Below are 23,202 nucleotides of genomic sequence, written 5' to 3'. Positions count from 1 at the left end.
AAATTTGAGAAATTTGTCACGCGTTTGCAAGTATCACAGGCTCTCGAACGCGGGAAGGAGACACCCATGTCATGCACCGTGTCAACCCGCACGCCGTGTATGCGGTAACTTCCACGTACTTCGAACTCAGCTCAGGACAATCCCTGAAAAATAATTATCAGCCACGCTGACCGGCCAGAAACGCCGATATATCAAGGGTGAACAGGAAGTTAGCAGCCATTGTTCGGTAACTAATGCCTTATTGCCACCATTGCTGAATGCAACGCAAATAACAAAAATGGGATCCATGTTGAATTTTCTATTCCGCCCCGCAGTCTGCGGGCGCGGCTGATAGCCATCACTTTGTCAATGATGTGAAGTCGGATATTCGACAGCTCGACCGCAGCAACAAGGAAGCGCCTTACCCCCAAGGACAGTGACGAGTAAATGGATCTTTTAGCCAACGTGCCCAGCTGGGCCGATGTCGAACGCAACCTCGACCAGAAATTCAACGAGCTGAACCAGGGCGTCAATGACGGCCTGCAGAGCGTTCACGATAACTGGAACGGCTTCACCCGGCGTGTCAGCAATGGCGCGAGCCTGGCCTATGGCTACATGGGCGGTCATCGCATCGATGCGGTGCATCAGGCGATGACTCTCTCCTACCCGATCATCCAGATGGACCTCAAGCGCAAGTGGGCCTCGATTGAAATCGAGCAGATCCTGCCGGTGCTGCTGCAACTGGTCAAAGAAGTCTCGATGATTCTCGGCGGCAGCGTGGCGATCGGCACCGTGGCCGGCGGCGCAGCGGGGGCCTTCGCATTCGGCGTCGGCGCTGCCCCAGGAGCTGCTGCCGGGGCCGGTATCGGTCTGCAGGTCGGTAACCTGATTCTCATGGGCCTGGGCCTGTCCGCCATCGCCGAATACTTTTACCAGGGCCTGCCCGCCTGCCTCTCGACCTTGCAGGAAGGCATCGCTACGGCCTGGCACGCCGAAGAAGGCGTCAAACCGTCCGGCCTGGACCCCAGCGGCGGTTCTGCTGCACTGGTACAGGAACGCGTCGAACGCGCGGCACGACAACTCGCTCGCGGGCAGGAGCAACTTGTACTGCTGCTACTCACCGCCATCGTCACCTACCTGACCCGGGGACAGATGAAGGCGGGCGTGATGAACAGCATGGAAAGCATCGCGACCCGCAGTGCGAAGCTTCAGGCGGAGATTTCGAACAAGGAGCTGGCGGGTTGGCTGGCAAGGAATGAGCAGAAGTTGCTGGCTCGGGATGAGTTGCGGGTGAGGGAGCCGGCGCCGTTGGCGAAAGCGGAACTCCCCGAAACCCAAAAAACATTGGAACGTCCGGTTGAGACCAAGCGTACCCCTGCGCCGCCGCCACTAATGTCACTCAGAGATGCAGTTGGTCGACAAACTGCAGAAAGGTGGATTGCAAATGGAAGAAGAATCGCCGACCAAGCTGATCTGTCGCGTTCAAGATTGTTAACAGATGACCAGATAGGTGCTCTCCACGGCTATACGACAAATGAAGGGTATACGTGGATCAACCCTGGCTTGCGCGGCCTGACCCCGATGACAGAACAGATGGAAGCGTTTGCCGCACATGCCAAGGAAGGCTTATCCAAACTTCCTCCGTATCACGGGCCTGAAACTTACAGAGGTGCCTCTCTGTCGTCAGATATACTTTCAAAAATACGAATGGGTCACCCTACGAGTGACGGCGCGTTTTTTAGTACCTCCGCCGAGACCGGAAAAGCGTTCAACGGGAATGTTAAATATGTGATCCGCGGCACCTCGGGGCGAGACATCAGTTTTCTCTCGGGACATCCCGAAGCAGAAGTCCTGTTTGGCCCGGGCACGCAATTTCAAGTCGTTAACAAAATTGAATCAGGGCCCGTCACCCATCTTCTATACCAAGAGATCTTATGATTGACCTAAGAAGCTCAAACGAAGCGCTCACCCAATACACCGAGCGTTACGACCACCTGCTCCCACCTCCGTCTCCTCAACTGCGTCAGCGCATGGACCCTATGTTGCAGCCGGACGCACCCAGATATCCGAACAGGAAGCCTGAGTGGCTGACTTCCAGGCCTTGCAACCTCACTGAAGAGCAGGCACTGGACCGCGCAAAGGGTTGCCTGCTGGGGCTCGCGATTGGCGACGCCGTGGGTACAACGCTCGAGTTTCTGCCCCGTGATCGTGAACATGTCAGTGGCATGGTTGGCGGTGGCCCTTTCAAGCTGAAAGCGGGAGAGTGGACTGACGATACGAGCATGGCACTGGCTCTCGCAGACACTTACGTAGCAAACAATAATTTCGATTTCCTCGACTACTCGCAAAGGCTTTGTCGCTGGTACAAAAATGGCGAGAACAGCCATAACGGGAAGTGCTTTGATATTGGCAACGCCACTCGTACCGCGCTAGAAGGCCTGTTGGCGCAGGGCGTCGACTGGTACGGCAACGATCACCCATCCACAGCTGGCAACGGAACAATCATCAGGCTGGCACCTACTGCCATCTTCCGTCGCCATTCCTTGTCCGGCACCTGGCGGGAAAGCGCGGCTCAAAGCCGTTGCACTCACAGGGCTGTTGAGGCGGTAAATTGCTGCGAACTGCTCGGCGCTCAACTGCACCTGGCCCTCAATGGCGCAGACAAGGAAGAAACCTTGTCGTCAATGGTTCGCGCCTTGTATCCCCGCCCCTTGATCATCAACGCTGGCGAATACAAACAAAAAACCCGCGATCAGATCCGCTCCTCCGGCTATGTCATCGATACGCTGGAAGCCGCTCTGTGGGCGGTCTGGAACACCGACAACTTCAAGGATGCAATCCTGTTGGCGGCCAATCTTGCAGACGACGCCGACAGTGTGGCAGCTACCGCCGGCCAGATAGCCGGGGCGCTTTACGGGGTGACGGGCATGCCTGAAGAATGGGTCAAAACGGTCGTTTGGTCAGAACACATTCAAGACCTGGCACAGAAGTTATTCGAAAGCGCCCCACTTCATGACGAGATGGACGAAGTGATTTATGGGAATCACTGACACGGAAAATAAGCCCCTGATATGTTTGTCAGCGCATTGCCGTCCTCAAAATCAAAATACTTGACGGCTATCCCGTGGAAAAACTGCTGCATCGCTTGAAAACCCTTTTCAGGCAAAAGACCGGTCTTCCACCCGCCCCCACCGAGCAGGTTGTTGATGCAGCCGCCTTGTCCGAAGTGGACAAGGCGCCTTCCCAAGTGGAAAGGAACCTGTTCTGGCTGCCGACCAATCGTGAGCCAGACGTTTTTGTAGCGCTGATGCCCCCCGCCTGCCCGGATCTGACGCTTGTGGATGCCCTCCTGTTGCAGCGTTATCGCGTATTCGTCATAGCGAATGACCCGGCCGGCTGGACATCAGAGACCACGATAAACCGCGATAAAGCCAGCCAACTGGCTCATGACCTGTACGGCAAAGGGACAGATATTGGTTATTGTCGAGGCACCGAATCCTCATTCGAAATCTATTGGCTCATGCAATGTGCAGCGATTGTTTCGCTGCTGGCCCATGGACCACAATCGGAACAATTCCTGACTTATAGAAAACACGTTGATTATTATCGGGACGATGCCTCGATCGGAGAGCAGGTTCGAATGTTTGATGAATACGTGGCATCGCGCAGCAATCAAACCACTGGAGCCGGGACGGAGCACCTCTTGAAAACTCCGATAACGGCCCTCGACTACATCGACAATGCGATAGCTATCACCGCCCTGAGATACAACGGCTGTCCAGAATTCCAGATTTACTCAAGCTCGTTAATCCAATTGCAATTCATCAAAAACGTGTTGCTGGGCGTTGAAAAAGATAAAGCCCGGTTGCACCAATTGACTATCGGCGTTTGGGCAAGCAAAGAGTTTGAAGCCGACGATCCTGAACTTGCCAGCGCACTGGGGGATGCCTTCTACATAGGCATTCAGATTGCACGCGGCCTGAAGATTCAGCTGCCTAATGGTCTGCCGCCGGAAAGTCTTCCACGCACATAGCAATGCTGCGACTTCACGGATAGCGCTAGAGGTAACGTAATGACCGAAACGTGGTACCGCGTTAACAACGGAATCCTATGGATAGCGAATCAACCCATTCACCTGCCTCACCCGGTCAAAGTCGCTTTGCAACATGACGACAGGCTCGCGGTCCTGATCGACCCCCCTCAAAATGTCATTTCCAACAAAAACATCCTTGCACTATCCAGGCATGGAAAAGTGCTTTGGTACGTCCAGGAAAGTCCCCATGGTACGCAAGCCGATAAACCCTACATGAGTCTTCACTGCGACAAAAACGGGGCACTGATCGCAGGTAACTGGAATGGCCTCAACTACTCGGTCGATTGGCACAATGGCTCCGTCAGCGTTGTGAGCGTTGATAAGTGACCCACCGAAAACACAACGGCTCAGGGCTGTCACCATGAAAGACATCCGCAAGATCTCCTCGAACCTTGCCCGAACAGCAGAACTGCTGAGGAAATTCGGCCACCCGCAATGGGCAGACAGACTTCAGGAGTGCAGCCTTGCGCTGCCCCAGGATACGGCGTACGCGTTGTCTCGACTGATGTCGCTGTACAGCGGCATGGGCTCAATCAACGACGTTGTTCTGTATGAGAACGCAAAACCCTTGCTGGACGAAAACAACGAACTGCAAGGGCTGCTATCAGACCTTTATGAACTTTGCGCAGGAAGCCTCTGAACTCGCCGACCCACGCAGACCAATGCTGACAGCCTTTACGACTGCCAGCACCGCCCTCCTTCAAGCCTGCTCAAATCGCTGTTGCAGCAGGTGCCGTGCAGTACCTGCATTCAGATAGGTGCCAATCAGTTCCGCCAATTCCTTGTCCTTGAGTTTTTTGTTGTCGCGGCAGACTTGAATCAATTGCAACTGGACCCAGCGTTTTTTCTTGTCGAGTTTCGCATCGGGCGAAAAGAACGAACGCGAAGTCAATTCAGGCAGGGGGGCATCGTCTTCCAGCAGCAGGTTCAAGTGCACACCCTGGCCGGTTCGCAGGCCGAAATCGGCGACGTGCCGGATCGGCAATGGCGACTTGAGGTTCGCGAAAACGAAGTGCTCGGGGGTCAGCAGCAACGCGGTCTTGTTCGCCCGCTTGAGCATGCGCAGCGAGAACGGCAGCAGGCACGCCATCAAGACGACCAGCCCGCCGCCAGCGACCTGCATCATCGATTTGCTCTCCTCCAAAGTCGGCGGCGACAGCAATGGCAAAATCAGTAGGCCCAAGCCCGACAGCAAAAGGAGTGCAAAGCAAATCAGGGTGATCCACCCGCGCAATCGCGCGCCTTCATGCAGTCGGACTTCGTCCGTGACACTGTCGGCCTGGGCACGCAATTCTTCCACGGCCGTGGCGTCCTGCTCCACGTAATGATCGAGAAAATCCTCGGTAATGCGCGCACGCAATGCCTGGGGATCGGCGAAATGGCGATCCATCGCGGCGCAGGCTTGTGCCGCGATGATCGGGCGAGTCCCGCGGCTCAGCGCTTCTTCGAGCGTGACTTGCAAGGAAGTAATGCGCTCGCCATTGGATGGATGAGTGTCCGACGGATGAGGCAGGCTGGTTGCCATTTCCTCCTCGGGCAGGGTCAGTGACTGCGCGGCCAGTTCCTGCACCACGCTGGTTGGCAGGTCACGGGACAGTACGTGCCCGGCACTCGAGTTAGTCGCGTGGGCCACTTGGGTAAATACACTCTCCTGCAACAACGGGTCGATGGCAGAGATGCGCACCAACGCCGAGGCCGTGGCGACATTCCCCGCCAACTCCGCGCCCGTTGCGTCCGCCGCCAGTTCCCGCACGCGGCTCCAATGGTTCACCGCATGTTCGAAGCGCTCGAAAAAATACTCACCGAGCATCAATGCCGGCCACAGTATCGTGCGTTGCAGCACGTCGCTATGGAGCATGGTTTCGGCAATCACCCCAAGGCTGCGGCCAATGCCATCGTAGATCGGCACGAAGCGCAAGCTGTACTCGGTATCGGCGCCGGCGAAGTGCGCCAGTTCGTGCCCAATCACCGCACTGGTTTCTTGCGTATCGAGCAGTCCCAGGTAGACCATCGGCACGTGCAGGGTTCGGCCCTTGAGCGCGGTGTTCGACGGGAGCAGATCGACGTCGCTGGAAGTGACGTAAAAACCCTCGGCCATGCCCAGAACGATGTGCTCAGGAGGTAGCGCGCCGAGTCGATCGGCCAGGCCGCGAACATACGCCCATAGCTCCGGAGCCTGTTGCGCCGAGACCTCCTGACCGAGAACGGGCATCGGCGTCGACTCGAACATGTGCAGCATGACAGGTAACTGCTTGCCCATCTGCCAGATCGAGTACATGAAGCCGAGTATCACCATCATTGCGATGGCTATCAATTTGATTTCACCGGCGATCATTTGTCCCGCATGCCAAAACACCAGGCTTTCGAAAGCCAGGATGGCCGCGACCGCCAAGCCCATGAAGACGATATGGCCCACCAACAGGTAAGGCAGGGTACGACTGACTTCAGTAAAGTTGTACAGCAGTTGCTCACGAGACCGGCTCGCGCGCAATCCGGCCCAACCGAGCCAGAGCAAACCCGACACGCCGATCAGCGAGGCCGTAAGGCCAAGGACGACGACACCTTTGGCCAAAAAGGTTCTCACCGCATTTACCGGGATCAGAGTGTCAAACGCATCTAAGGCTTCCTTCAGGCGAGACAAGCCCAACGCTATGTCCACCCGTTCACCGTCGACATCGACTGCGATGGCACTGGAGCCTCGTTTCCTGGAAAGCGCTTCGAGCTGCGGACGAATATCGATCAGTTCAGCCCGTGCCCTGGCGAACTGCCAGCCGGCATCACTGCTGCGTTGCAACTCCCAGATGCCAATCAAACCAAGGCAAAGAGGCAACAGAACAAGTACGGCAATGAGTTTTAGATACTTCATGAGACATGGCCTCAATCGTTGCATCGCCCATATAGCCATGGCGAGCAAAAAGTCCATTTAAAAAGGCGCGGAGGTCCTTTCGCGATTGCACAATCCGCCATGAAGTTCCCAGAGCGAAGTTGTACCGGGCGCGTTATACAGAAATTCCGCTGATATGTAATCCCACACAAATACAGCTCGCGTTCATTCACTGACCCCTTGCGAATATTGGATGCCCCACCTCATCGCCATTTCCTACAAGCAACCTCAAAACTTCCTACGGATCTTGTTTTTTCAACGGTGGCACCCCCTCGTATTCAGTGAACCGGTTCACCTATTTACAATTTAATTTGAACTAAAAATTGGATCCAACACACTCGCCAAACCCTTGCTCCTGCTGGGCTTCAAAAAATTTTGTAAGTAATCTCCTACACATGGTGGCACTAAGACAGTATTGCGACCTGTATCAAAAACAAGAAAAAATCCGGCCCCATGTGAACTTCTCGACATCGGTATTGCCCTACACGAGGTTACTGGCAACTCAATATCCATATGCCAGCATCGCACTTCCAAATATTCCTGGCAGTTTGATTTTTTGATGTCAAACATCAGCAATCACAACTCGTGGACAGGTGTTCAATCGAGAATTAGTAGCTCTTCACACCCGGATTGATCCGGGTAGCGGACGTGGAGTGTTCAAGGATGATGTACCGATGACTCAGACGTTTTTTGATGTTGAAGCATTGATCAAGCTGCGAAGCCAGACCCGGGCCATTTCTGACGCGCTCAAGGCGCAGGCTTCGGATTACCTGGCGACCCTGGCATTGCTGATTCGTCCGCAGACGTTTTTCGGTGAATACCTGCAAGGCGCGCAGCGCAGCAGCGGGCGCGAGACCCAGCACCATTTCAAGGAACTCAAGGAGCTCTACGACCGCATCGGCTCGACCTCCCCGTACAAGCTGGTCAACGAACTCGAAGTGCCCCTCAGCCTGCTCAGTACCACCCCGCAACTGTTTGCGCTGGAGTACGACAAGGTGCTGTCCCAAAGCGGCCAATCCATTCGCATCACCAGCCCCGTGCGCTGGGTGATCGGGTTCAGTTCGTTCGACCTGGCCCGCTTCCGTACCGTCATCAAAGACCCCAATCGCAGCAGCGCCGAGCTGTACCGCTTCGTGGTGCATTACCTGGTGCTGTTCTACTGCCTGAGCAAATCACCCGGTATCAGCCGCTTGCTTGAAGGCTTGCGTTTTCCCGTCAGTTTCGAACGCTTGAAGGACTTCGGCGACTTGCCCTTTTGCGTCATCAGCTCGCCGGTTCGCTCGCAATTGCCCGACGAGGCCGTAATCCGCAGCAGCACCCAGATCGCCGGCAACACCAGCTTCGAAGAGTTGGTGGGCCACGCAAACATCATGGAAATGAACGATGAAATCCGTCAGCGCCTGCTGCTGACGATCGAAGGAATGTAACGCGCCCGGCCAGGCATTGGACCGACACGCAAACGACTTGCAGCGAATTGTTCGCACAGGAGATCACGATGGCGAAGAAGGAAAGTACCCAGCACAAACTCGACCGCGTTCGCGCGCCTCGGGTCCATATCACTTACGACGTGGATATCGGTGACGCTCAGGAAAAGAAAGAGCTGCCCTTTGTCGTCGGTGTGCTGGGCGATTTCTCCGGCAACCCGCTGGAGCCGCTGCCGAAGCTCAAGGACCGCAAGTTCATTTTCATCGATCGCGACAACTTCAACGGCGTGCTCAAGGGCATCAAGCCGCGCCTGACCTACCGCGTCGACAACACCCTGGCGAAGAACGGCACGCAACTGGGGGTCGAACTCAACTTCAACGCCCTTGAAGACTTCGAACCGCAGAACGTGGTCAAACAGGTCGAGCCGCTGCGCAAGCTGCTGGAAGTGCGCAACAAGCTGGCGGACCTACGCAACAAGATGGGCGGCAACGACAAGCTCGAAGAGCTGCTGATGGACGTGTTGCAGAACACCGAGAAGTTGAAAACCCTGGGCCAGGAATTCGGTCGCGAAGCCACCGTCCCTGCCACCGACGGCAAAGCGTAGGAGCCTGACGATGAACGACAAGCAAACCGTGACTCAACAGGACAGCACGCTGGTTGAAGTGGACAGCTTCACCGCGCAATCCTCGTTGCTCGACAGCATCATTTCGCAAAGCCGAGTGGCCCGTTCCGAGACCGAGCGCACCCGTACCCGCGACCTGATCGGCGAATTGGTCAACCAGATCCTGGAAGGCGAAATGACGCCGAGCAAGGACCTGATCGCCGTGCTCGATGCGCGCATCGCCGAGATCGACGCGATGCTCTCCGAGCAGATGAACGAGATCATGCACGCCAGTGAGTTCCAGCAGCTTGAAGCGTCCTGGCGCGGCCTGAAGTATCAGGTCGACCAGACCGAAACCAGCACCACGCTGAAGATTCACTTGCTCAATGCGTCGAAGAAAGACCTGGTACGCGACCTCAAGGCCGCTTCCGAATTCGACCAGAGCGCGCTGTTCAAAAAGATCTACGAAGAAGAATACGGCACCTTCGGTGGTGCACCGTTCGGCATGCTGCTGGGTGACTACGAGTTCAACCGCAGCCCGGAAGACATGTACCTGCTCGAAGAGATTTCCCATGTCGCCGCGGCCGCCCATGCGCCGTTCATCTCGGCGGCCTCGCCTGAACTGTTCGGCTGGGATTCGTTCACCGACATGTCCGGCCCACGGGATCTGGCGAAGATTTTCGACACCGTCGAATACGCCAAGTGGAAGTCGTTCCGCGCCTCCGAAGACTCGCGTTATGTCGGCCTGACCCTGCCCCACGTGCTCGGTCGCCTGCCTTACGGCCCGGATACCACGCCGGTCGAGGAATTCAACTTTGTCGAAAGCGTCGATGGCCGCGACCACAACAAGTACCTGTGGATGAACGCCGCCTACGCGCTGGGCACCCGGGTCACCGATGCGTTTTCCCGTTACGGCTGGTGCGTGGCGATCCGTGGCGTCGAAGGTGGCGGCCTGGTGGAAGGTCTGCCGACCCACACGTTCAAGACCGACGACGGTGAAATCGCCCTCAAGTGCCCGACTGAAATCGCCATTACCGACCGCCGTGAAAAAGAGCTGTCGGACCTCGGTTTCATTCCGTTGGTGCACTGCAAAGGCACCGACTACGCGGCGTTCTTCGGCACCCAGTCGGCGCAGAAGCAGAAGCAGTACAACACCGACATCGCCAACGCCAACGCCCGGCTTTCCGCCCAGTTGCAGTACATCTTCGCCACGTCGCGCATCGCGCACTACATGAAGGCGATCATGCGCGACAAGATCGGCAGCTTCGCCTCGCGCAAGGACGTCGAGCTGTTCCTCAACAAGTGGCTGTCGAGCTACGTGTTGCTGGACGACACCGCCAGCCAGGAAGCCAAGGCCAAGTTCCCGTTGCGCGAAGCCCGCGCCGAGGTGTTCGAGGTGCCGGGCAAGCCGGGGGTGTACAAGGCCGTGACCTACCTGCGCCCGCACTACCAACTGGACGAGCTGACCGCTTCGTTGCGTCTGGTCGCTGAATTGCCGCAATCGACACGCGGCTGATCGAGCACATTGCCAGGGAGGCAATATGACAAGTCAACACAAGCTGTTGCCATCACTGCTGGACCGTCTGCTGGACGACCGTCCGCATCAGTCCGTCGAGGCGTCATCGCAGCGCTTGTGTTCGCTGGCCGATTACAAGGCCAGCATCGTTCGCGACCTGGAAATCCTGGTCAACACCCGCCAGTCCCTGGTCGCCAACGAGCTGGAGGGTTTCGTCAACCTGAACGGCAGCATCCTCGATTACGGCATGCCGGACTTCACCAGTCGCAGCGTGCTTGATCCGAAGGATCGCCTGCTGATCCAGCGGCAACTGGAGAAAGCGATCACGGTCGGCGACCGGCGCTTTCGCAGCGTCAAAGTCCAATTGCTCGCCCAACAGACCGGCCAACGCATGCTGACCTTTCGCGTGGACGCGGTCCTGCGCCTGCAAGACGTCACCCGTCAGGTGTCCTTCGACGCGGTGCTGCAGGTCAACACCCAGGAATACAAAGTGCAGAACCTCAACTGATGCTCGACGATCTGCTGCCCTATTACGAAAAGGAACTGTCGCACCTGCGCTTTTTGGGCCAGGAGTTCGCGAGCCAGTATCCTAAAATCGCTTCGCGGTTGCTCATTGAGGGCGATAACTGCGAAGACCCGCATACCGAGCGTTTGATCGAAGCCTTCTCGTTCCTGTCTGCGCGGGTGCATAAAAAACTCGACGATGAGCTACCGGAAATCGTCGAGTCGTTTCTCGAAGTGCTGTACCCGCATTACCTGCGCCCTACCCCGTCGATGTCGATCGTCGAGTTCAACCTGGGCAAACAGGAAAAAGTCACCGAAGCGTTCCGTGTGCCCCGGCATACCGAACTCAGTGCCAACCCGATCGATGGCGTGGTGTGTAAATTCCGCACCTGCTACCCGGTCGAGCTGTGGCCGGTATCGGTGCAACAGGCGTCATTCATCGAAATGGAACGCTCGGCGTTCAACGGCCACAGCGCGGACCTGGTCGCGCGCTTGCGCATTGGCCTGGTGGCGACGTCCGATGTGATGTTCGGCAAGCTGGAACTCGACAACCTGCGGTTTTTCCTCGACGGCGAAAGCACGTTGATGCTGCAACTGTACGAACTGCTGTTCAACAACCTGGCCAAAGCCACGCTGACCTTCGAAGATCAGGGGCGCACCCGCGAGGTCGCCTTGCCGGCCGGCGCATTGAAAGCCGTCGGTTACAGTCTGGACGAAGGTCTGGTGGACTACTCGGAGCGTTCGTTCCTCGGTTACCGCTTGCTGCACGAGTACTTCACCTTCCCCGATAAGTTCATGTTCTTCGACCTGTCGGGCTTCGCACGCATTCTGACGGGCAAGGAGATCGAGAAAGTCGAGGTCAATTTCTACTTTTCCGACTACGACCTCAGCGATCGCCTGGTGCGTCTGACGCAGAATATCGGGCGCAATAACTTCAGGCTCAATTGCACGCCGATCATCAACCTGTTCCGCCAGCAGGCCGAGCCGATCAAGTTGACCCACGCCCAGCACGAGTACGCGGTAACACCGGATGTGCGCCTGCAAAGTTCGGCCGAAGTGGTGTCGATTGATCGCGTGCGGCGCGTGCGCAAGGTCGGCGGTATCGATCAGGTCGGCACCTGCCATCCGTTTTTCGAACCCCGTGGCGATCAGGGTCCCGGCCAAAGTTTCTGGATTGCCCGGCGTCGGCCCGTGCAGACCGGCCAGCGCGATGGCTCGAACGTGTTTATCCGGGTGGTGGATCGCGAATTGGGTTTGTTGGAGGCCAACAACGATACGTTGAGCATCCGCCTGACCTGCAGCAACCGTGACCTGCCCCTGATGTTGCCGTTCGGTGGCGAGCGTGGTGATTTCAATATCCCGGGCAACTCAGTGATCAAGGACATCCGCTGCTTGCGCAAGCCCACCGCCACCGCGCGCGTGCCGCTGGGCAACGGCGTGATCTGGCGGCTGATTTCGCACCTGTCGCTGAACCACATGTCGCTGGTGTCCCGAGGTCGCGAAGTGCTGCTGGAGCTGTTGTCGCTCTACAACTACCGCAACGTATCGGCGATCCGCAAACAGATCAACGGAATCGTCTCGGTGAGCAGTGAACCTGTAGTGGCGCGCATCGGCCACCCGCGGCCGAACTTCGTTCGCGGCGTCGGCATCACCCTCAACTTCGATGAAAGCCAATACACCGGCAGCGGTGTGTTTTTGTTCGGCATGGTGCTTGATCACTTCTTTGGTCAGTACTGCTCCATGAACAGCTTTACCCAATTAACCCTTCGCACCTTGCAGCGCGAGAAGAGAGTCGTCCAATGGCCACCGCGAACCGGCGATCAACCTCTGGTCTGATCGACCAGGCAAGGGCTGAGCCGCACCGATTCGAGTTTTTCCAATTGGTGCGCTTGCTTCGCCTGCATTACAGCAGAACCGGGCGCATGGATCTGCAAACCCGACCGCACGAAGACCCTTTGCGCTTTCGCTCACAGCTGTCGCTCAACTTCCCGGCCAGTGAAGTCAGCGACTTGCAGTTCGAGCGCGAAGGCAAGGTGTCCGTAGCCGGCCTGCCCCTGTCCGAAGTGCAAGTCACCTTCATGGGACTGGTGGGGCCGTCGGGTGTTTTGCCGCGCCCGTACACCGAGCTGTTGATTGAGCGACACATCCAGTACCGGGATGACGCGGCGCACGCCTTCCTCGACATCTTTTCGCATCGCATGACCACGCTGTTCTACGAGGCCTGGCAAAAGTACAAGTTCTATATCGAGTACGAGCGCAACGGCACTTCGGACTTCGATCGTTACCTGCTTAACCTGGCGGGTTTCGGCCCCGAGGCGCAGAAGCAGAAATTCGACAAACAGGGCTCGCCCCTGCGCCGGGAATTGTTCAGCTATTTCTCCGGCCTGTTCGCCCAGAAACCACGCAATGCGTTGAACCTGGAAGTGATGCTCAGCTTCTATTTTTCGCTGCCATTCAAGGTCAAGCCGTTTGCCGGTCGCTGGCTGAAGCTCGACGCCAGCCAATGCACGCAACTGGGGCGCAAGAACGCCGTGCTCGGGCAAAGCGCCGTCGCCGGCAATCGGGTCTGGGACTACCAGTCGTGCGTGCGCATCGAGATGGGCCCGCTGGAACTGGCCGACTATCAACGCTTCCTGCCAGGCACCGAGGACTACCAGAAACTGCTGGAACTGGTGCGTTTCTATGTCGGTGCGGAACTCGACTTCCAGTTGGCCCCAAAGCTCAAACCGCAGTCCGTACCCGTCGCCCGCCTGGGTCGCCAGGGCAACCTTTCGCTGGGCCGGCTCGGCTGGCTCAAACGACCAGGCGTCGACGTGGAGCCTTCCCGTTGCGCGCTCTTCCACATTCCTTTTGATGGGGTCTCCCTGTGAACCTGAAGTCCCTGTTCGCCAAGCTGAACGACACTAGTCGCACCGCCACCGAAAGCGCCGCGGCGCTGTGCCTGTCGGAACACCATTACGACGTCGAAATCGAGCACCTGTTGTTGCAGTTGCTCGACAGCCACGACAACGACCTGCCGGCGATCCTGCGTCATTACGACGTAGTGCCTGAGCGCTTGCAGGCGCAATTGGTGACAGCACTGGGGACGTTCAAGAAAGGCAATACCCGCACCCCGGCCCTGTCGCCGCACCTGACCCGCATGATCGAACAGGCATGGGTCCTGGCGTCCATCGAGTTCGGCCAGGCGCAGATCCGTACTGGTCATCTATTGCAAGCCTTGCTCGATGACGATGAGCTGCGCCGAGTGGTGATCGCGGGCGCGGCCGAGCTGGAGAAGATCAACGCTGACGATTTGCGGGTGAACCTCAACGCGTTGGTAGAAGGCAGCGCCGAGTCAGCAGCGGGCAAACCGCTGGGCACTGCCGACGCCGCCAGCACGGTAAAAGGCAATGGCAAGACACCGGCCCTCGACCAATACACCATCAACCTGACGCAAAGCGCTCGCGAAGGCCGGATCGACCCGGTGCTCGGCCGGGAGTTCGAGGTGCGGCAGATGGTCGACATCCTCACCCGCCGCCGCCAGAACAACCCGATCCTCACCGGTGAAGCGGGCGTCGGCAAAACTGCCGTGGTCGAAGGCCTGGCCCTGCGCATCATCCAGGGTGACGTGCCGTCAGTGCTCAAGGGCGTTGCCATCCACACCCTCGACCTGGGCTTGTTGCAGGCCGGCGCCGGGGTGAAAGGTGAATTCGAAAACCGCCTCAAGTCGGTGATCGAAGAAACCAAACGCAGCCTGCACCCGATCATTCTGTTCATCGACGAAGCGCACACCCTGATCGGTTCGGGCGGTCAGGCCGGGCAGAACGATGCCGCCAACCTGCTCAAACCAGCCCTGGCCCGGGGTGAACTGCGCACCATCGCGGCGACCACCTGGGCCGAGTACAAGAAGTACTTCGAGAAAGATGCCGCACTGGCCCGCCGCTTCCAGGTGGTCAAGGTCGAAGAGCCGGGCGAAGACAAGGCGATCCATATGCTGCGCGGCCTGCTGGCAAAAATGCAGGAGCACCACAAAGTCACGGTGATGGACGAAGCGCTGGTGCAGGCCGTGCGCCTGTCCAATCGCTACATCACCGGGCGCCAACTGCCGGACAAGGCCGTCAGCGTACTGGACACCGCTTGCGCCCGGGTTGCCTTGGGGCAATCGGCGCAGCCGGGTCCGCTGGAGGACTGCAAGCGTCAGATCGACAACCTGCAGGCGGAAATCTCGGTACTGCAGCAGGAAGCCGCCAAAGGCAGCGACCATGCCCGACGCCTGACGACTCTCAATACCGAACTGCTGGGCGAGCAGCAGACCCGCGATGCCCTCGAACAACAGTGGCAACGCGAGCTGCAACTGGTGGAAAAACTCGGCGCCCTCAGCCACCCGGAGAATCAGGCACCGGATGCCCAGGAGATTGCCGCGGTGCGCGCCGAACTGACCAGCGTCCAGGGTGAACAACCGCTGGTGCATGCCCTGGTGGATGGCGGCACCATCGGCGAAGTGATTTCCGGCTGGACCGGCATTCCGCTGGGCAAGATGCTGCGCGACGAAATCGAAACCGTGCAGCGCCTGCCTGCACTGCTGGGCGAACGGGTGCTCGGCCAGGACCACGCACTGCACGAAATCGGCAAGCGCATCAAGATTTCCCGTGCTCGCATGGAAGACCCGAACAAACCGATCGGTGTGTTCCTGTTGCTTGGCCCGAGCGGCGTCGGCAAGACCGAAACCGCACTGGCGCTGGCCGATACCCTGTACGGCGGCGAGCGCAACGTCATCACCATCAACATGTCCGAGTACCAGGAGGCCCACACCGTCTCGAGCCTCAAGGGTTCACCTCCGGGTTACGTCGGCTATGGCGAGGGCGGCGTGCTGACCGAAGCCGTTCGACGCAAGCCGTACAGCGTGGTGCTGCTCGATGAAGTGGAAAAGGCCCACCCGGACGTGCTCGAACTGTTTTTCCAGGTGTTCGACAAAGGCGTGCTGGATGACGGCGAAGGTCGCGAGATCAATTTCCGCAATACCGTGATCATCCTCACGTCCAACACCGGGACCGAGCGCATCATGCAGTGGTGCCTGAATGCACAGCCGCAACCGACGCCAGAAGACATCGTCGAAGGCCTGCGCGATGAGTTGAATCAGGTATTCAAGCCAGCCTTCCTCGGCCGCCTGACCATCGTCCCGTACTACCCGGTCAAGGACGCGATTCTGGAGCGCATCGTCGCGCTCAAACTGGAGCGCATTCGCCAGCGCTTCGAGCGCAATCATCAAGCGCAACTGAGCTATGACGAGGTGCTGGTAAAAGCCATTGCCTCGCGCTGCACGGAGGTCGACAGCGGCGCCCGCAACATCGACAACATTTTGTCCAGGACCCTGATGCCGGAACTGGCCCAGCGGGTCCTTGAGCGCATGGCGCAGGACAAACCGATTCAGAGTTTGTACATCGAGTTGGGCAGCGACGGCGATTTCGCCTATCGCCTGAACTGATCGGGCATCTACAGGTAGTGGTCATGGACAAGAGATATACAGGGAAGCGTCCCGAAAAGACGGCGTTGGCCAAATGCCTGACGGCGGTGGTGATGATGGCGGTACTGAGCGCCTGTGGCGTCACCGACCGGGTCGGCAAGCGGGTCGACAATACCTGGGCCGGCGACATGCTGTTCGAGGATAACGAGAAGGTCATCCTGACGTCCGACGGCGGCAACCAGCTCAATCCCGACGCGTCCGGCAAACCGCTTTCGGTGGTGCTTCGCGTGTACCAGCTGACATCGCTGGAGCGCTTTGCGTCGGTGGATGCCGACTCTCTGTGGGACGACCCGCAAAAGGCCCTCGGCAATACCTTGATCGAAAACCGCGAAATCACCTTGTTGCCGGGCATGGGGCAAGTCGACAAGTGGCCGCTGAACAAAGCGGCGGGCTATGTCGGCGTCGCGGCTTTTTTCCGCAGCGACGAGAACAGCCGCTGGAAGGTCGCGTTTGACGCCAACTCCCTGCGCAAGGACGGCATCTGGTTCTCCTCCGACGGCCTGCGGGTGCTGGTGGACAACAACACCGTGTCCGCCGTCAGCGGTGTCGACGTCCTGAACAAACCCAAGACCCAGGAGCAACTGGCCAAAGCCACCACCCTGCCCGACCAGCCGGTCCAGCCAACACTGACCCAACGGGTTCAGGACGCCGTGATTGAAAGGGCCCAGGACAAGGCGACCGGCTCCGCGCAAAAAGCGCTGGACTCGAAATTGAATTCATTATTGGAAGGCGCTCAATGAGTAAGCAAAGCCGGGTGATGTGGTCCGAAGGCATGTTCCTTTTGCCACAACATTTCCAGTATCAGGATGAGTTCCACCAGCATCAGCTGGCACAGGCGACCCTGCGCAACACGCCCTTTCACTGGGGCGTGCAGTTGCTGGAAGTGGACGAGGAGGCCCTCGCCACCGGTTCCCTGCAGCTCAAGCGGCTGAAACTGGTGTTTCCCGACGGCAGCCTGTTTGACGCGCCGCAGCACGATCCGCTGCCGGCAGCCCGTGACTTGAAGGACCTGCTCAAGGGCAACGACCTGAAAGTCTACGCCGCACTGAAACTGCCTGAGCCCTTCGGCCTGAATTACGTTGAAGACGGCCAGGAGCAAAAGACCGGGCGACGTTTTCGCAAGCAGTTCGACACCTTGCCCGACCTCAACGAAGGCGACCTGGAAAACGAAATCACCAGCCTGCGCCTGAACGTGGTGATGCTGATCGATGGCGACAATCTCGATGGCTACACCTGGTGCCCGATTGCCCGGCTGTCGCGCAACAACATCGGCGGTTTCAACCTCGACGGGCATTTCGTGCACCCGACGCTGCACCTGGGCACCCACGACACCCTGATCGGGTTGGGCAAGCGTTTGCTCGGCGCCCTGCAATCCAAGAGCAAGGCGCTGTCCGGCCGTCGTCGCGAGCGTGCGGACCAGATCGCCGAATTTGGCTCAAGCGATGTGACCCTGTTCTGGCTGTTGAACACTGTAAACCGCGCTCACCCTGCCCTGGCGCACCTGCTTGCTCACCCGCGTTTACACCCCGAGCGTCTGTACCTGTTCCTGGCTGAGCTCGCCGGCGGCCTGCTGACGTTTTCGCTGGATACACAACTCAACGACATTCCCGAATACGACCACCACGACCCGGCGGCCTCGCTGGTCAAGCTCGACGAAATGATTCGCGTGCTGCTCGATAACGTGGTGCCGAACCAGTGCGTGGTGATCAACCTGACCCAGACCAAACCCTCCTACTGGCAAGGGCAGTTGCACGATCCACGGCTGGCCGAGGCGGATTTCTACATCTCCGTGCACGCCGACATGCCGGGCGCAAGCCTGCTGGAACTGGTGCCACGGGCGTTCAAGGTCGGCTCGCCGGAAGACATCGAAGTGGTGGTCAACAGCGCCATGCCGGGGGTCACCCTCAATCACTCGACCCGCCTGCCCAATGCGATTCCGGTTCGACTGGACAATCACTACTTCTCCATCGAGCCCCATGGTCGGGTCTACGAACGAATGATGAGTGCCCAGGCCATCTCTTTCTATGCGCCCAGCGCGTTCACCAACCTCAAGCTTGAACTGATGGCGGTACTCAAATGACCGAAGCCGTACTGCAAGGCGCCGTTGCGGCCGCCCGTGAAAAACCGACGCTCAAAGACCTGGTACAGGACTTCATCAGCATGGCGCTGATCGTGCGCAAGGGCCGCCAGGTGACTTCGGTCAGCGCCTTCGAGGCAAGCGTCGACACTTTCTTCAAGGCGCTGGAGCTCGATGCCCGTGGCGCCAACTACAGCGTTGAACAGGTCAAGGACACCCAGTACGCCCTGTGTGCGTTTCTCGATGAAAGCGTGTTGCGATCCGGGGACAACGAATTGCGTCGGCACTTTGAATTGCAGCCCTTGCAGTTCCGCTATTTCGGCGTGCACCTGGCCGGCGAAGGCTTCTTCGAAAAGATCGACGCACTGCGTGGCGACGTCAAACAGAACCTCGACGTGCTCGAGGTTTACCACCTGTGCCTGGCCCTGGGTTTCGAAGGCAAGTTCAGCCTCGGGCAAAAGGACCAGCTGCGCTACCTGGCCAACACCTTGGGGCAGGACATCGCGCGTTTTCGCAAGACGCCCAAGGCCCTCTCGCCTGACTGGGCATTGCCCGACCAGGTCTCGCAGATGCTGCGCCATGAAGTTCCCCTCTGGCTCTACCTGGCGCTGATAGCGCTGGTCTGCGCGGGTGTCTACCTGACGCTGGACTGGCTGCTGGCCAAAGACGTAGCCGCGTTGTCCGAACAAATCAGCCAGCTGTTCAGTGCCTGAAAACAGGTCAGGTAATCGAGTCAGGAAGACATGAAGACATTATTGCGCTCGTTGAAAAGTTTTTGGTTCCTCGTCCCCGTCCTGTGGCTGGCGAGCCTGGTGATCTGCTGGTTCGTGGCCCCGCACGTGAGTTGGCTGCGCGGTTATGCGCTGGAGGCGATGGCGATCGTCAGCGCCTTCTACCTGTTGATCATTGTGCTACGTCAATACAAGCGCATCCGCGCGGAACACAACCTTGAAAACCTGGTGCAGATCGAAGTCGATCGATCGCTCAAATCCACCGGCGAGTTCCGTGATCAGCAAGTGCTGCGCGAACGTCTCAAGCACGCCATCGCCATGCTGCGCGCCGACCGTTCGGCCGGTGGCGGCGGTTCGTCGGCCCTTTACGATTTACCGTGGTACCTGGTGATCGGCATGTCGGCAGCGGGCAAGACTTCGTTGCTGACCCGCTCGGGCCTGTCCGCAAGCATTGCCAGCAGCGCCAACGACACCGAAAGCGGCACCCAGCATTGCGATTGGTATTTCAGCCCCGAGGCCGTGATGATCGACACGGCTGGCCGCTACCTGCGGGACGACCCGTCGGCCAGCGAATTCGCCGCCTTCCTGCGCATGCTGAAAAAGCAGCGCAGCAAGGCCGCGGTCAACGGTCTGGTATTGGTGGTGAGCCTGCCAGAACTGCTGGCCTGCAGCGCAACCGAGCGCAACGAACTCGCCGCACAACTGGTGTCACGCATCGAGGAATACAACGATTGCCTGGACGCCAATCCGCCGATTTACCTGATGCTCAGCAAGACCGATCAATTGCCGGGCTTCAGCCAGGCGTTTGAAGGCCTGGACCTGAACGAGCGCCAACAACCGCTGGGCATGACGTTCGGGTTGTCCGAGATCCGCAACCAGGGCCTGCGCCCGGTGCTGGATGCCAAGCTGGCCAACCTGCACAGCCACATTCGTCGCCACGTCGACGCCCAGATGATTGCGTTGGGCGCCGATGCCAACAGCGCCCTACTGAACTTCCCGAACTATTTCGCCGAGCTTTCGGGCGTACTGGAGCAGTTTCTCCAGCACTTCGCCGAAACCCGTCGCAGCGGTGCGCCATTGTTGTTGCGCGGGCTTTATTTCACCAGCGCCTTGCAGACCGACCAGCAGCTGAGCCAGGTATATGAAGACGACCTGGCCGAGTCGTTCGCGTTGCAACCGGAGCATGAGCAACCGTCGCAAAGCACCGGCAGGAAAATCAGCGACCGCAGTTACTTCATCACCGATACGTTCCGTCGGGTGATCTTCCCTGACCGGGACCTGACGCTCTATCAGTCGCGTCTTGGCAGGAACACCTCCGCCAGCCCTGCCTTGCTGGGCCTGGCGGTACTGGCCGGTGTTGCGTTCATTGGCTGGCAAGCCCTGTCGTTCCAGAACAACCGTCAGTGGCTGGCCACATTGCGCGAGCAACTGACCGAGCTGCAACAGTCCCCGGACCGTGCCGGGCTGCTCGCCTCGGGCCAAGGCCTGGAACTGCTGCGCGACCAACTTTCGGCCATCGAGAAGTACCGTGCCAAAGGCGTGCCGCTGCAACTGGGCGCAGGCCTCTATCGTGGTGATGACGTCTACCGCGTCGCGCAGACCGCCTACTTGCAGCAACTGCGCAGCCAGGCGCTGGAACCTGTCACCTTGCAACTGCAATTGCAGATGCGCGCCTTCAATGAGTTCGCCAAAACCATGGATGCGCAGAACAGCTTTGCGCCTGCGCCAGACAAACCCGGCTCAGTCAAAGCCCGTGTGCAGGACCAGAAACTGCCGATCCGCTTGAACAACCTGCCGCGCAGTAGCAGTGATGTAGCCAGTCGCCTGACCGTTGCCGCCAAGGGTGCCGCCAACAAGGCACGGGGCGACGCGCTGACGGCACTGCGCAACCCTGCCACGGCGAGCGATGCCGCTGACTTGTCGGCGACCACCGGCGGGCTTTCGCTGTCCGAGGAAATGCTCGGCCGGCTGGATGAGCGACAAGTCGCGTCCATCATCGAGTCCTATAACGCGCTGAAGCTCTACCTGATGCTCACGCAACCGGGCACCCATCCAGACCCGGAGTTCGTCGGCGCTGCATTGCCCGTGGCCTGGTCCAATACCGCCAGTGCCGACAAGCCTGTCAGCACTGCGGTGATTCAGGACAACTCGCCGGTCTACGTGCAATTGCTCAAGAATGGCCAGGCACCGACCTTGTCGCGTAACGAGCAACTCATCAGCGAAACCCGCAACAGCCTGAAGTCCTTCATGATTTCCAGCTCGCTGGTGGACCGTGAATACCTGCGTCTGCAACTGGAATCCAGCCGTCAGTTCCCGGCCGTTGGCTTGAGCGACCTGGTGCCAATGCCCGGCCGGCAGTTGCTGTACGGCACCGAAGCGGTCCCGGCGATTTTCACCCGCCAGGGCTGGGAACAGTTCGTCAAGCCTGAGCTGATCAAGCTGGTGTCGGGCAACCTGCAAAACGAATCGGACTGGGTGCTCGATGGCGAAGGCGGCGACAGCATCGTGCAGAAAGCCAATTTCATCCGTGAGTTCATGACGCGCTACAAGCGCGACTACACCCAAGCCTGGTACACCTTCATCGACAGCGTTGGCGTTCGTCATTTCACCGACATGGCCAATGCGACCCAGCAACTGTCGCTTCTCAGCGACGTACAGAACTCGCCGGTGAAAATCCTCCTGGCGGCGATCAACGACAACACCCAATGGGACGTCCCTGCCCCCCGCGAAACCCTGCAAGCGGGCGTCAAGCCCGATGACGGATTCTGGAGCAGCGTCACCGGGATCTTCGATGGCAAAAACACATCGCCAGGCGCGCTGATTTCGCCTTTGCCGGCGGTCGACGACGGCAGCCTGGCCAAGCGCTTCGAACCTGTATCGCGGGTGTTTGCTGTGCAGAACGCCGAAGGCGCCGACAGCACGATCATGGACCGCTACCTCGCGGCCTTGCGCAAGCTCAAGGTGCGGATGAACAACATCCAGCGCTCCCAGGACGTTGGCAAGAGCAGCAAGCAGCTGATCAGTGAAACCCTCGAAGGGCTGCCAAGCGAAGTGACCAGCGTGCGCAACTATGTCGAGACCACCGTCGACAGCAGCCAGGGAAGCCTGTCCGATTCGTTGCAGGGCCTCTTCAGCCTGCCGATCCAGTTTGCCTGGGAAACCCTGCGCGATCCGGCCGGCCAACAGATTGCCAAGGCCTGGGCGCAGCAGATCGCCAAGCCCTGGGAGCAGGTCATGGCGCACCGTTACCCGATTGCGCCCGGCAGCCGCAATGAAGCCTCGGTCAAGGACCTGCAGCGTTTCGTCGACCCGGAATCCGGGCTGCTGCCGAACTTCAAGCGTAACGAAATCGGCAATCTGTCCGGCGGTGAAGGCCTGGGGATGAGCAGCAACAGCAAGGCAACGCCGCTGGTCAACCCGAACATGGTCAACAGCATCGACAAAGCCAGCTCGTTGGGCCAGGTGATCGCCAGCCTGTCGGACCGCGACAACGGCTTCGAGATCATGCTCGAGCCTTCCGCCAACCTGACCGACATCATCTTCACCCTCGATGGCCAGGTGCAGCACTACCGCAACGGCAAGACCAGCTGGAGCCGCTTCTCGTGGCCGGGCACGACTACCACGCCGGGCGCACGCCTGGATGTGGTCACCCTGACCGGCGAACGCATCACGGTGTTCGACTACCCGGGCCGTTGGGGCCTGCTGCGCATGAACGACAGCGCACGGGTCAACGATCTTGACGGCATCCAGCAACGCTTCAGCTGGAACACCGGCAGTGGTCCGGTCAGCCTCGCCGTGCGCAACTACGGCGGCGTCAAGCTGACGGACCTGGCAAACGTCAAGGCTTTGAGCGCGCTCAATGGCGCAGAGGGTCGCCCGCTGTGAGCAG

Annotated in this window: 17 protein-coding genes; 16 read left to right on the top strand and 1 reads right to left on the bottom strand. The window is 58.9% G+C overall.

The genetic code is table 11. The annotated features are described in order from the left end of the window. The first annotated feature begins 426 nt into the window (after positions 1 to 426). The 5 genes from KGA98_RS22265 to KGA98_RS22245 all read left to right on the top strand — a co-directional run bounded on the left by KGA98_RS22265 (position 427) and on the right by KGA98_RS22245 (position 4,712). Positions 427 to 1,917 (top strand): DUF6861 domain-containing protein, encoded by a 1,491-nt coding sequence (locus KGA98_RS22265; RefSeq protein ID WP_223503839.1) that lies wholly within the window; start codon positions 427 to 429, stop codon positions 1,915 to 1,917. Beyond that, complete coding sequence (gene tri1, locus KGA98_RS22260; RefSeq protein WP_223503838.1) at positions 1,914 to 3,029, top strand: ADP-ribosylarginine hydrolase Tri1; 1,116 nt, start codon at positions 1,914 to 1,916, stop codon at positions 3,027 to 3,029. The genes KGA98_RS22265 and tri1 overlap by 4 nt, the downstream gene beginning before the upstream one ends. Positions 3,030 to 3,103: 74 nt before the next feature. After that, the gene (locus KGA98_RS22255) at positions 3,104 to 4,012 is read left to right on the top strand and encodes an immunity protein Tsi6 family protein (protein ID WP_223503836.1); all 909 of its coding nucleotides are present in this window, start codon (positions 3,104 to 3,106) and stop codon (positions 4,010 to 4,012) included. Between the two features lie 39 nt (positions 4,013 to 4,051). Continuing rightward, positions 4,052 to 4,399 carry a hypothetical protein gene (locus KGA98_RS22250; protein ID WP_223503834.1) on the top strand — a complete coding sequence of 116 codons (348 nt, stop codon included), beginning with the start codon at positions 4,052 to 4,054 and terminating at the stop codon, positions 4,397 to 4,399. A 34-nt stretch (positions 4,400 to 4,433) separates the two neighbouring features. Next, positions 4,434 to 4,712 carry a DUF6966 domain-containing protein gene (locus tag KGA98_RS22245; RefSeq protein ID WP_223503832.1) on the top strand — a complete coding sequence of 93 codons (279 nt, stop codon included), beginning with the start codon at positions 4,434 to 4,436 and terminating at the stop codon, positions 4,710 to 4,712. A gap of 60 nt (positions 4,713 to 4,772) precedes the next feature. On the opposite strand, the gene KGA98_RS22240 is transcribed toward KGA98_RS22245, so the two are convergent. Beyond that, a complete protein-coding gene (locus tag KGA98_RS22240; RefSeq protein WP_223503830.1) occupies positions 4,773 to 6,938 on the bottom strand; it encodes a M48 family metallopeptidase in 2,166 nt (721 codons plus the stop codon). A 692-nt stretch (positions 6,939 to 7,630) separates the two neighbouring features. On the opposite strand from KGA98_RS22240, the gene KGA98_RS22235 reads away from it, so the two are divergent. The 11 genes from KGA98_RS22235 to KGA98_RS22185 all read left to right on the top strand — a co-directional run bounded on the left by KGA98_RS22235 (position 7,631) and on the right by KGA98_RS22185 (position 23,198). Then, positions 7,631 to 8,383, top strand: a complete 753-nt coding sequence (locus KGA98_RS22235; protein WP_223503827.1) for a hypothetical protein — start codon at positions 7,631 to 7,633, stop codon at positions 8,381 to 8,383. A gap of 68 nt (positions 8,384 to 8,451) precedes the next feature. Next, positions 8,452 to 8,985, top strand: a complete 534-nt coding sequence (gene tssB, locus KGA98_RS22230; protein WP_223503825.1) for a type VI secretion system contractile sheath small subunit — start codon at positions 8,452 to 8,454, stop codon at positions 8,983 to 8,985. Positions 8,986 to 8,995: 10 nt separating this feature from the next. Then, positions 8,996 to 10,498, top strand: coding sequence for a type VI secretion system contractile sheath large subunit (tssC, locus tag KGA98_RS22225; protein WP_056723981.1), 1,503 nt, complete (start codon positions 8,996 to 8,998; stop codon positions 10,496 to 10,498). A gap of 25 nt (positions 10,499 to 10,523) precedes the next feature. Continuing rightward, positions 10,524 to 11,006, top strand: coding sequence for a type VI secretion system baseplate subunit TssE (tssE, locus tag KGA98_RS22220; RefSeq protein ID WP_223503823.1), 483 nt, complete (start codon positions 10,524 to 10,526; stop codon positions 11,004 to 11,006). After that, a complete protein-coding gene (gene tssF, locus KGA98_RS22215; RefSeq protein ID WP_223503821.1) occupies positions 11,006 to 12,838 on the top strand; it encodes a type VI secretion system baseplate subunit TssF in 1,833 nt (610 codons plus the stop codon). Before tssE ends, tssF begins: the two co-directional genes overlap by 1 nt. Further along, entirely contained in the window at positions 12,802 to 13,872 is a 1,071-nt protein-coding gene (tssG, locus tag KGA98_RS22210) for a type VI secretion system baseplate subunit TssG (protein ID WP_223503819.1), read from the top strand. Before tssF ends, tssG begins: the two co-directional genes overlap by 37 nt. Beyond that, positions 13,869 to 16,466: a type VI secretion system ATPase TssH gene (gene tssH, locus KGA98_RS22205; protein ID WP_223503816.1), complete on the top strand. Its 2,598-nt coding sequence runs from the start codon at positions 13,869 to 13,871 to the stop codon at positions 16,464 to 16,466. Before tssG ends, tssH begins: the two co-directional genes overlap by 4 nt. A gap of 23 nt (positions 16,467 to 16,489) precedes the next feature. Then, positions 16,490 to 17,245 (top strand): type VI secretion system lipoprotein TssJ, encoded by a 756-nt coding sequence (tssJ, locus tag KGA98_RS22200; RefSeq protein WP_223503814.1) that lies wholly within the window; start codon positions 16,490 to 16,492, stop codon positions 17,243 to 17,245. Beyond that, complete coding sequence (gene tssK / locus KGA98_RS22195) at positions 17,242 to 18,585, top strand: type VI secretion system baseplate subunit TssK (RefSeq protein WP_046042543.1); 1,344 nt, start codon at positions 17,242 to 17,244, stop codon at positions 18,583 to 18,585. Before tssJ ends, tssK begins: the two co-directional genes overlap by 4 nt. Further along, positions 18,582 to 19,295: a type IVB secretion system protein IcmH/DotU gene (gene icmH / locus KGA98_RS22190; protein ID WP_223503812.1), complete on the top strand. Its 714-nt coding sequence runs from the start codon at positions 18,582 to 18,584 to the stop codon at positions 19,293 to 19,295. The genes tssK and icmH overlap by 4 nt, the downstream gene beginning before the upstream one ends. A gap of 30 nt (positions 19,296 to 19,325) precedes the next feature. Continuing rightward, a complete protein-coding gene (locus KGA98_RS22185; protein WP_223503810.1) occupies positions 19,326 to 23,198 on the top strand; it encodes a type VI secretion protein IcmF/TssM N-terminal domain-containing protein in 3,873 nt (1,290 codons plus the stop codon). The last annotated feature ends 4 nt before the right edge of the window (positions 23,199 to 23,202 follow it).

Source organism: Pseudomonas sp. BF-R-24, assembly GCF_019947335.1.
Classification (GTDB): domain Bacteria; phylum Pseudomonadota; class Gammaproteobacteria; order Pseudomonadales; family Pseudomonadaceae; genus Aquipseudomonas; species Aquipseudomonas jessenii.
The sequence above is the reverse complement of the archived record's forward strand: the minus strand, read 5'-3'. Positions and strand labels throughout refer to the sequence as shown.